Below are 9556 nucleotides of genomic sequence, written 5' to 3' on the forward strand. Positions count from 1 at the left end.
AAAATTAATTATTACATGAAAATTACTGATACCCATACTCATTTATACATGAAAGAATTTGATGAAGATATTAATTTTGTAATACAAAAAGCTTTTCATAAAGGGATCAATAGGTTTTTACTTCCTTCTATAGATAGTTCTACCATTCCTAATATATTAAAATTAGAAAAAAAATATCCTAATATATGTTTTTCCATGATAGGATTGCATCCTAATAAAGTTGATCCATATAGTTTAGAAAAAGAATTACAAAATATTAAAACATGGCTATATAAACATTCCTTTATTTCTGTAGGAGAAATTGGAATGGATCTTCATTTAGAAAAAAAATTTGTTTCTGAACAAGAATATGCTTTTCAAACTCAAATACAATGGGCTAAACAAAAAAAATTACCCGTAGTCATACATTGTAGAAAGGCTTTTGATCAAGTTTTTCATATTTTATCAAAAGAAAAAAATTCTTCTCTTAAAGGAGTTTTTCATTGTTTTTCCGGAACTTTGAAACAAGCTCAAAAAATTATTGATTTTGGAATAAAACTAGGTATTGGAGGAATGATAACTTTTAAAAATAATCATGTTAGTCAATTTTTACATAAAATAAATTTGAATCATATAGTATTAGAAACTGATTCTCCTTATCTTTCTCCACATCCTTTTAGAGGAAAAAGAAATGAACCTAAAAATTTAACAATAATTTTAAAAAAATTATCACAGATTTATTCTACATCAGAAGAAAAAATATCCGATATTATTCACTTGAATGTGGAAAAATTATTTTTTTGAGGAAATTATTCATACCATTTTTGATGGATTAACTAGTTTTTCAAATTCGTCAACAGTTAAATATCCTAATCGAATCGCCTCTTCTTTTAACGTACTATTATTTACATAAGCAAATTTTGCAATTTCTGCTGATTTTTCATATCCAATATGTGTATTAAGTGCTGTTACCAACATCAAAGATTTATCCAAAAATTCTTTAATCCTATGATAATTTGGAGTTATTCCTTTCACGCAAAAAGAAGAAAAAGAAGTACAAGCATCTGCAAGTAATTGGGCCGATTGTAAAAAATTATATGCCATTAATGGTTTAGCTACATTTAATTCGTAATTACCTGAAGATCCTGCTATAGAAATAGATACATCATTTCCTATAATTTGAGTGCAAACCATAATGATTGCCTCGCATTGAGTAGGATTTACTTTTCCAGGCATTATAGAAGATCCTGGTTCATTTGCAGGAATATGAATTTCTCCAATACCTGAACGTGGGCCAGAAGCTAAAAAACGAATATCATTTGATATTTTAATTAAAGAAACAGCAATTTGTTTAAGAGCACTATGAGATTCTACTATTGCATCATGAGATGATATTGCTTCAAACTTATTTTTTGCTACTTTAAAAGGAAGACCAGTATATTTACATATATATTCTGTTATTTTTATATCGTATCCTTTGGGAGCATTCAATCCTGTTCCTACAGCAGTTCCTCCTATAGCCAATTCAGAAAGATGATCTAAAGTTTTTTTTATAGCATTTAATCCATGATCTATTTGAGAAACATATCCTGAAAATTCTTGTCCTAAAGTAATAGGAGTAGCATCCATAAGATGGGTTCTACCTATTTTAATAACATTATGAAATAATTTTGATTTTTCTTCCAAAATTTTTTTTAATTTTTGGATAGAAGGAATAGTTTTTTTTACTAATTCTTTATAAGAGGCTATATGCATTGCTGTAGAAAAGGTATCATTGGATGATTGAGACATATTTACATCATCATTGGGATGAATAAAAGATTGGGAACTTCCTAATTTTTTTCCCATTAAAACATGAGCCCTATTAGAAATAACCTCATTAATATTCATATTAGTATGAGTTCCTGAACCTGTTTGCCATATCACTAAAGGAAATTGATTATTTAATTTTTCTTCTATAATTTCATCACAAACTAAAGATATCATATCTTTCTTTTTTTTGGATAAAATTCCAAATTCAAAGTTAACACAAGCTGCCGCTTTTTTTAAAAAACCAAATGCATGAATAATCTCTATAGGCATAGAAGCTTCTGGTCCAATTTTAAAATTGGTTCTAGATCTTTCTGTTTGTGCTCCCCAATATTTTTTAACAGGAACTTTAACAACTCCTAAAGTATCTTTTTCTATTCTATATGTCATTATCCTATTTTTTTACGAAATTATATATAAAAATTATAATTTTTATATGATTATTAAATTTATAGGATTTTTGTTTTTCTTACTCATCACTATATCTGGTTTTTGGTGTGTATTTTTTTTATCTTTTTTTAGTATTTACTGGATTATAAGTGTATTAATTAACATATTTGCAATCCGTTTCAAATATGGTAATGGTAGAAAAAAAATATAGAATATTTAAAAACAAATACTTTTGGATTAGTATTTTTTTCTTTATATGGATGTCTTTTTTTGATTCTAATTCTTTAATGTTACATTATAAATTGAAAAAAAATATTCAGAAAATGACATATAATAGAAATTTTCTGAATAAGAAAATTTCATTAGAAGAAACTAAATTAAAAAAATTAACTACAGATTCGAAATATCTTGAAAAATTAGCAAGAGAAAAATTTTACATGAAAAAAGAAGATGAGGATTTATTTATTATATATAAAAAAATAGAAAAAAAAAATTTAACGATTTATATGAATAAGTAAAATACTTAAATCTGAAGGAGATATTCCACTAATTCTTGAAGCTTGAGCTAATGATATTGGACGATGATAGTCTAATTTTTCTCTTGCTTCCGAAGAAAGAGATTTAATTGATTTATAATCAAAATTATTCGGAATTTTAATACTTTCCAATTTCAATAATTTTTTTGCATTTTTTTCTTCTCTATCTATGTATCCCTTATATTTTATCCTAATAGATACCTGTTCCAATATTTCTTGTGAAAAATCATTTTTTTGAATTTCCTCCATCAAAAATGGAATGGATATAATATCTTCAATATTAATTTCAGAACGAGATAAAATAGTTTCTATTTTTTTATCATAATATATTTTAGGAGATTTTTTAGTATGTAATACAGGGTTTATAGTTTTTGGATCAATATTTTTATTTTTAAATAAATACATACATTTTTCTATTTTAGACTTTTTTCTATCTAACAGTATCATTTTTTTTTCTGAAATCAAACCTATGTTATGTCCCATAGGAGTCAATCTTTCATCAGCATTATCTTGTCGCAATAACATTCTATATTCAGCTCTTGAAGTAAACATTCTATAAGGTTCTTTTGTCCCTTTTGTAATCAGATCATCTATTAAAACGCCGATATAAGCCTGATTTCTTTTTAGAATAAATGGTTCTTTTTGATGTATTTTTAAATGAACATTAATTCCTGCTATTAATCCTTGTGCCGCTGCTTCTTCATATCCCGTAGTCCCATTAATTTGTCCAGCAAAAAAAAGATTTTCTATAATTTTGCTTTCTAAAGTTGCCTTGAGTTGTTCTGGAGGAAAATAATCGTATTCAATAGCATATCCAGGTTTTAATATTTTTACTTGTTCAAACCCTGTAATTTTTTTTAAAGATTGATATTGTATTTTTTCTGGAAAAGAGGTAGAAAAACCATTTACATATACTTCTACAGTATTCCATCCTTCTGGTTCAACAAAAATTGTATGTTCTTTTTTATCCGAAAACCGAAAAACCTTTTCTTCTATAGAAGGACAATATCTAGGACTAACCCCTTGAATAGAGCCTGTATAAAGTGGAGAATAACTGAAATTTTTACGTATAAAATCATGTACTTTTTGATTAGTATAAGTAATATAACATTCTTTTTGTTTTTCCAATTTTTTTGTATTATAAAAAAAAGAAAATTTTTTTGGATCTGCATCTCCACTTTGAGACTTCATTTTATCATAATTTAAAGAACGTCCATCAACTCTTGGGGATGTCCCTGTTTTCATTCTTCCAAATCTAAATCCAAAATTTTTTGTTAATTGTTCCGTGATTCCTCTTACTTCTTGTTCTGCCATCCTCCCTCCATTCATTTTTATTTCCCCAATATGTATTTTTCCATTTAAAAAAGTCCCATTTGTAAGTATTACTGATTTTCCTTTAATTTTTAAACCGAAATAAGTTTGAACGCCTTTAACTTTATATCGTTCTATGATTAAAGATGTTACTGTATCCTGGTATAGGTCTAAATTAGCATTTTTTTCTATAAAAAATCTCCAATAATAGGAAAATAATTTTCTATCACATTGAGCCCTAGGACTCCACATAGCAGGGCCTTTAGATTTATTAAGCATTCTAAATTGAATTGTACTAGAATCTGCAATGATTCCGGAATAACCTCCTAAGGCATCCACTTCTCTAATCATTTGACCTTTAGCTATTCCTCCCATTGCCGGATTACATGACATTTGACCTATTGTTTGTAAGTTAGTAGTGATAAGTAAAGTTTTGGATCCCATATTAGAAGATGCAGAAGCGGCTTCAATACCAGCATGTCCTCCACCTATCACAATAACATCATATATATCTAGAAACATGATTTTTTAAAATTGAAATAAATTTAAATAAAACTCTTCTTTTTCTTTCATAATTTTCCTATTAATGTAATTATGGTCATCATATCCTAAAAGATGTAATGCAGCATGTATCATAACACGTTTCAATTCATACATAAAAAATTGATTCCATTGTTTGGAATTATCATAAACACGATCTACACTGATAAATATATCTCCGGAAATATATTTATGAATAGAATAATTAAACGTAAGTACATCTGTATAGAAATTTTTTTTTAAATATTTTTTATTCATTTCTAAAAGAAAGTCATCATTACAAAAAATATAGTTAATATTTCCAATGGACATACCTTCATTATTTAATAAAATACAAATTTCTTTAATAAAAAAAGATCTTTTTTTAATATGAAAGTCAGAAATTTCGTAGAATAACTTAATCATTATACATTATAAAATAATATTTCTTATTTTAGAAGAATTCTTATTTATTTACATAATTTTGATAACACTAAAAATAATTCCTAACATATTCACTTTATTAAATTTATTTTGTGGATGCATATCTATAATATTTTTGCAATCAAAAAATTTTAATCATTCTACTATTGCTACTTCATTTTCAATAATTTTTGATTTTTTAGATGGTTTTTTTTCTAGATTAATAAAAAATGAAAATCAGTTTGGAAAAGAATTAGATTCTCTAGCAGATATGGTTTCTTTTGGAATAGTTCCTTCTATAATAGTTTTTCTTTTATTGAAAGAAAAGTCACCAATTCCATTCATTGAGTATTCAGCATTTTTTATTTCCATTGTTTCCGCATATCGTTTAGCTAAATTTAATATTAATCCTCGTAATCATATTGTAGGACTAACAACACCTGTAAATACTCTTTTTTTTTCTTCTTTATCTATAATAATTACAAATCATGCTATACCTTTTATAGATAAAAAAATTATATATTTTATTACAATGCTTTTTATGATATTCTTTTCCTGTTATTTTTTAGTATCTCAGATTACAATGTTTTCTTTAAATTTTGAAAATTTCTATTGGAAAAATAATAAAATGCGTTATATTTTTTTATTGATTAGTACATTTCTTTTATTAACTTTACATATGATTGCTTTACCATGCATTATTGTTTTTTATATAATAACCTCAATCTATTTTCATAGATTAAAACAAAAAAATTCATATTAAAAACATGAAATTAAAACTGCATCGCCCTATTTGTTTTTTTGATATAGAAGCAACAGGAATCAATATAGGAAAAGATAGAATCATAGAAATATCTATATTAAAAATATTTCCTAATGGAGGTCAAGAAGATAAAACTTGGTTAATTTGTCCTGGAATTCCTATCCCTCCACAATCAACAGCTATTCATGGGATTAAAGATGAAGATGTAGCAGGAAAACTTAAATTTAAAGATGTAGCTTCTTCTATTTTTAGAATGATTGAAAATACAGATTTAGCAGGATATAATTCTAATAGATTTGATATTCCAATTTTAGCAGAAGAAATGCTTCGTGCAGGGATATCTTTTGATATTAAAAAACATAAAACTATAGATGTCCAAGTCATATTTCATAAAATGGAACCCAGAACTCTTTCTGCTGCTTATAAATATTTTTGTAGCAAAGACCTTATGAAAGCTCATAGTTCTAGAGCTGATACATTTGCTACATACGAAATATTATTAGCACAATTAGAAAAATATGAAAACTTAAAAGAAGACGTAAAAAGTCTAAACCAATTTTCTCATCAAAAAAACATAGCAGATCTTGCTGGATTCGTAAAAATAGATGAAGAAGGAAATGAAATATTCAATTTTGGAAAATATAAAGGAGAGAAAGTTTTTGAAATTTTTGAAAAAGATCCTAATTATTATGGTTGGATACAGAATTCAGATTTTCCATTATATACAAAAAAAATATTAACGGGAATTAAATTAAAAAAATTTAATAAATAGATACCTATTTTTCCTATTGAATTTCTTGAATAAGATCTTTTAATTTTTTAGATATAAAATTTTCAAGATTTTTTCCATGTAGTAAATTTTTGGATAAAAGAGTCAAATTTAAAGCTTCTTGTATAATTTTTATTCTTTTTTCTTCTGATGTTTCTTTTAATATTTTTTTCATTAAAACATGATTTGTATTTACTATTAATTGGTAATATTTATCTTTTTCTACTATCTCTTTTCCTATAGTGGAATTCATTTCTTTTATTCTTCTTAAAAATTCTGGAATGATAATTAAAAAAGGATTGTCTTTTATGGATAAATCTTCTAATTGTATGGAAAATTGAAAATCTTCCATTATATGATCTTTAATAAGATTTTTTAAATCTTGTTTTTCTTTTTCCGAAAATTCGGAATGAAGTTGTTCCTCTCTTTTAGAATTAATTAATTTATCAATATGATCTGAATCCACTCGAACAAAACAAATTTCTTGATAATAAAATTCCAATTTTTGTATTAAATGAACTGAAAGTGGACTGTCTAAAATTAAAACTTCATAACATCTATCTTTAGCTTCTTTGATTGAACTATATTGCTTATCTTGATCCGAAGAATAAAGAAAAACAATTTTTCCTTCTTTATTTTTTTGAGTATTTTTTATTTTTTCTCTAAATTCTTCCAATGTAAAATAACTATGATTTATAGTATAAAAAACAAAAAATTTTATAGCTTTATCAAAAAAATCTTTCGTACTAATCATTCCATATTCTACTATAATTTTGATATCTTTCCACTTTTTTTGAAAATTTTCTCTATTTGTTCTAAACATAGAATCTAGCTTATCAGCTACTTTTCTTGTTATATATTTAGATATATTTTTAACACATGTATCCGATTGTAAATGAGAACGTGATACATTAAGAGGAATATCTGGAGAATCTATAACTCCTCTTAATAAACTAAGAAAATCTGGAACAATTCCTTCCAAGTTATCCGTAATATAAACTTGATTTTGATACAAATAGATTTTATCTTTTTGTATATCTATTCGTTCTTCTATTTTAGGAAAATATAAAATTCCTGTTAAATGAAAAGGATGATCTATGTTTAGATGCACCCAAAATAAAGGTTCTTCTAATTGATTGGGATATAATTCATGGTAAAAATCTAAATAATTCTTATCGTTTAATTGAAGTGGATTTTTATTCCAAGCAGGATTAATATTATTAATAACAATTTCTTTTTCTTTGTCTTCTTTCTCTTTATCATCTTCTTTTTCATTTGATTTTGAGGACAAAGAAATTGTTATAGGCATAAATTTACAGTATTTTTGCAATAATTTTAAAATACGACCATGTTCTAAAAATTCTTGATTTTCTTCATTAAGAAATAAAATAACTTCTGTTCCTCTGTCTCTGGTTTCGATTTCTTTCATTATGAAATTTGGATCCCCTTCGCAAGACCAAAATATGGATGATGCGTTTTTTTTATAAGATTGAGTGAGTATTATAACTTTATTTGACACCATAAAAGAAGAGTAAAAACCTAATCCAAAATGTCCAATAATATTAGAATCTGTTTTATTTTTATATTTTTTAACAAACTCTTCAGCTCCAGAGAAAGCTATTTGATTAATAAACTTATCCACTTCTTCTTGAGTCATCCCTATCCCATTATCCAAAATATGAAGTGTCTTATTTATTTTATTTATGATAATTCTAACTTTAAAATCATCAACAATATCATATAAATTTTCTAGTTTTATTAAAGTTTTTAATTTAACAACAGCATCTATAGCATTGGAAACAAGTTCACGTAAGAAAACTTCTTGATCTGAATAAAGAAATTTTTTAATAATAGGAAAAATATTATCTGAAGTAACACTAATTTTTTTATTTATCATAAATATTGAATTATAAATAAATCAAACAAAAATTATACCGTGATTTGTATAAAAACATTATGTCAGTTTGATCTGTATTCGAAAAAATAATCTACAAATTTTTTTCCATCAAATATTTTTAAATCCTGTATTTTTTCTCCTATTCCTAAATATTGTATAGGAATTTTAAACTGATCCATAATTCCTATTCCCACTCCTCCTTTGGCTGTTCCTTCTATTTTTGTTAAAATGATAGAAGAAATTTGAACAAAAGAAGTGAATTGTCGGACCTGTTCAAAAGCATTTTGACCGGTTGTTGCATCTAAAATGAGTATAGTTTCATGAGGAGATTCAGATATTATTTTTTTCATAACTCTATTGATTTTAGATAGCTCTTCCATAAGACTGATTCGATTTTGTAATCGACCAGCAGTATCAATTAGTACCACATCTTTTTTTTTGGATTTTGCAGATTGTAAAGTATCATATGCTACAGAAGCTGGATCTGCATGCATATGTTGTTTGATTAAAGGAACTCCAGCTTTATTTGCCCATATTTCAAGTTGATCAATAGCTGCCGCTCTAAATGTATCTGCTGCACCTATGACAACATGAAATCCTTTTTTCTTTAGAAGAAAAGCTAATTTTCCAATTGTAGTTGTTTTTCCTACACCATTCACTCCGACTATCAGTATAACATATGGTTTTTTGTTATTTTTTGTTATTTTTTTTTCTAAACCAACGTTTTGAATATCTATAAAAATATTTTCTATTTCCTTTTTAAGGATATTATAAATATCTTGCGTGTTTTTGTACTTTTCTTTTTGAATTCTTTTTTCTAAATTACTAATAATTTTTATAGTAGTTTCTGTTCCTATATCAGCAGATAACAATATCTCTTCTATATGATCAATGACATTGATATCTATTTTTGATTTTTTCAAAAAAATATTTCTGATTTTATAGAAAAAAGATTCTCTAGTTTTTTTTAATTCATGATCGAATATTTTATTTTTTTCTTTTTTTTTAAAAAACATTATGATAAGTCATTACTTTTTTATAAAAAAAATATTAATTTCTTCATCAGAAATCATTTTATTTTCAAAGGTATAACAACCTGATTTTTTAGATTTTACTATTCTTATAGCTAAGATCTTTTTTTTTTTTTTTTTAATTTTTTT

General features: G+C 25.3%; 9 protein-coding genes. 4 read left to right on the forward strand and 5 right to left on the reverse strand.

Annotated features, from left to right (window positions below; translation table 11 throughout):
- Positions 1-15: 15 nt before the first annotated feature.
- On the forward strand, positions 16-783 hold the full coding sequence (locus tag H0H73_RS00510) for a TatD family hydrolase (RefSeq protein ID WP_185852237.1): 768 nt from the start codon (positions 16-18) through the stop codon (positions 781-783).
- A gap of 9 nt (positions 784-792) precedes the next feature.
- On the opposite strand, the gene fumC is transcribed toward H0H73_RS00510, so the two are convergent.
- Entirely contained in the window at positions 793-2178 is a 1386-nt protein-coding gene (fumC, locus tag H0H73_RS00515; RefSeq protein ID WP_185852238.1) for a class II fumarate hydratase, read from the reverse strand.
- A 185-nt stretch (positions 2179-2363) separates the two neighbouring features.
- Between fumC and H0H73_RS00520 the strand changes: the two genes are divergently transcribed.
- Complete coding sequence (locus H0H73_RS00520) at positions 2364-2696, forward strand: FtsB family cell division protein (protein WP_238784363.1); 333 nt, start codon at positions 2364-2366, stop codon at positions 2694-2696.
- On the opposite strand, the gene mnmG is transcribed toward H0H73_RS00520, so the two are convergent.
- Both mnmG and ybeY read right to left on the reverse strand, forming a co-directional pair.
- On the reverse strand, positions 2673-4547 hold the full coding sequence (mnmG, locus tag H0H73_RS00525; protein WP_185852239.1) for a tRNA uridine-5-carboxymethylaminomethyl(34) synthesis enzyme MnmG: 1875 nt from the start codon (positions 4545-4547) through the stop codon (positions 2673-2675). The genes H0H73_RS00520 and mnmG overlap by 24 nt on opposite strands.
- 6 nt (positions 4548-4553) lie before the next feature.
- Positions 4554-4970: an rRNA maturation RNase YbeY gene (gene ybeY / locus H0H73_RS00530; RefSeq protein WP_185852240.1), complete on the reverse strand. Its 417-nt coding sequence runs from the start codon at positions 4968-4970 to the stop codon at positions 4554-4556.
- Positions 4971-5028: 58 nt separating this feature from the next.
- Between ybeY and H0H73_RS00535 the strand changes: the two genes are divergently transcribed.
- Together H0H73_RS00535 and H0H73_RS00540 are read left to right on the forward strand one after the other, a co-directional pair.
- On the forward strand, positions 5029-5730 hold the full coding sequence (locus tag H0H73_RS00535) for a CDP-alcohol phosphatidyltransferase family protein (RefSeq protein WP_317168017.1): 702 nt from the start codon (positions 5029-5031) through the stop codon (positions 5728-5730).
- Between the two features lie 4 nt (positions 5731-5734).
- Positions 5735-6502: a 3'-5' exonuclease gene (locus H0H73_RS00540; RefSeq protein ID WP_185852241.1), complete on the forward strand. Its 768-nt coding sequence runs from the start codon at positions 5735-5737 to the stop codon at positions 6500-6502.
- Positions 6503-6515: 13 nt separating this feature from the next.
- Here the strand turns inward: H0H73_RS00540 and htpG are convergent, their stop codons facing one another.
- Both htpG and ftsY read right to left on the reverse strand, forming a co-directional pair.
- Positions 6516-8396: a molecular chaperone HtpG gene (gene htpG, locus H0H73_RS00545; RefSeq protein ID WP_185852242.1), complete on the reverse strand. Its 1881-nt coding sequence runs from the start codon at positions 8394-8396 to the stop codon at positions 6516-6518.
- 62 nt (positions 8397-8458) lie between these two features.
- Complete coding sequence (gene ftsY / locus H0H73_RS00550) at positions 8459-9412, reverse strand: signal recognition particle-docking protein FtsY (protein ID WP_185852243.1); 954 nt, start codon at positions 9410-9412, stop codon at positions 8459-8461.
- Positions 9413-9556: the final 144 nt, after the last annotated feature.

It is taken from the genome of Blattabacterium cuenoti (assembly GCF_014251335.1).
Lineage (GTDB): Bacteria > Bacteroidota > Bacteroidia > Flavobacteriales > Blattabacteriaceae > Blattabacterium > Blattabacterium cuenoti_G.

Coding starts and splice junctions, on each gene's coding strand:
- ftsY (WP_185852243.1), bottom strand. CDS start 9,412: ATGTTTTTTAAAAAAAAAGAAAAAAATAAAATATTCGATCATGAATTA.
- H0H73_RS00520 (WP_238784363.1), top strand. CDS start 2,364: ATGGTAATGGTAGAAAAAAAATATAGAATATTTAAAAACAAATACTTT.
- htpG (WP_185852242.1), bottom strand. CDS start 8,396: ATGATAAATAAAAAAATTAGTGTTACTTCAGATAATATTTTTCCTATT.
- mnmG (WP_185852239.1), bottom strand. CDS start 4,547: ATGTTTCTAGATATATATGATGTTATTGTGATAGGTGGAGGACATGCT.
- H0H73_RS00510 (WP_185852237.1), top strand. CDS start 16: ATGAAAATTACTGATACCCATACTCATTTATACATGAAAGAATTTGAT.
- H0H73_RS00540 (WP_185852241.1), top strand. CDS start 5,735: ATGAAATTAAAACTGCATCGCCCTATTTGTTTTTTTGATATAGAAGCA.
- fumC (WP_185852238.1), bottom strand. CDS start 2,178: ATGACATATAGAATAGAAAAAGATACTTTAGGAGTTGTTAAAGTTCCT.
- ybeY (WP_185852240.1), bottom strand. CDS start 4,970: ATGATTAAGTTATTCTACGAAATTTCTGACTTTCATATTAAAAAAAGA.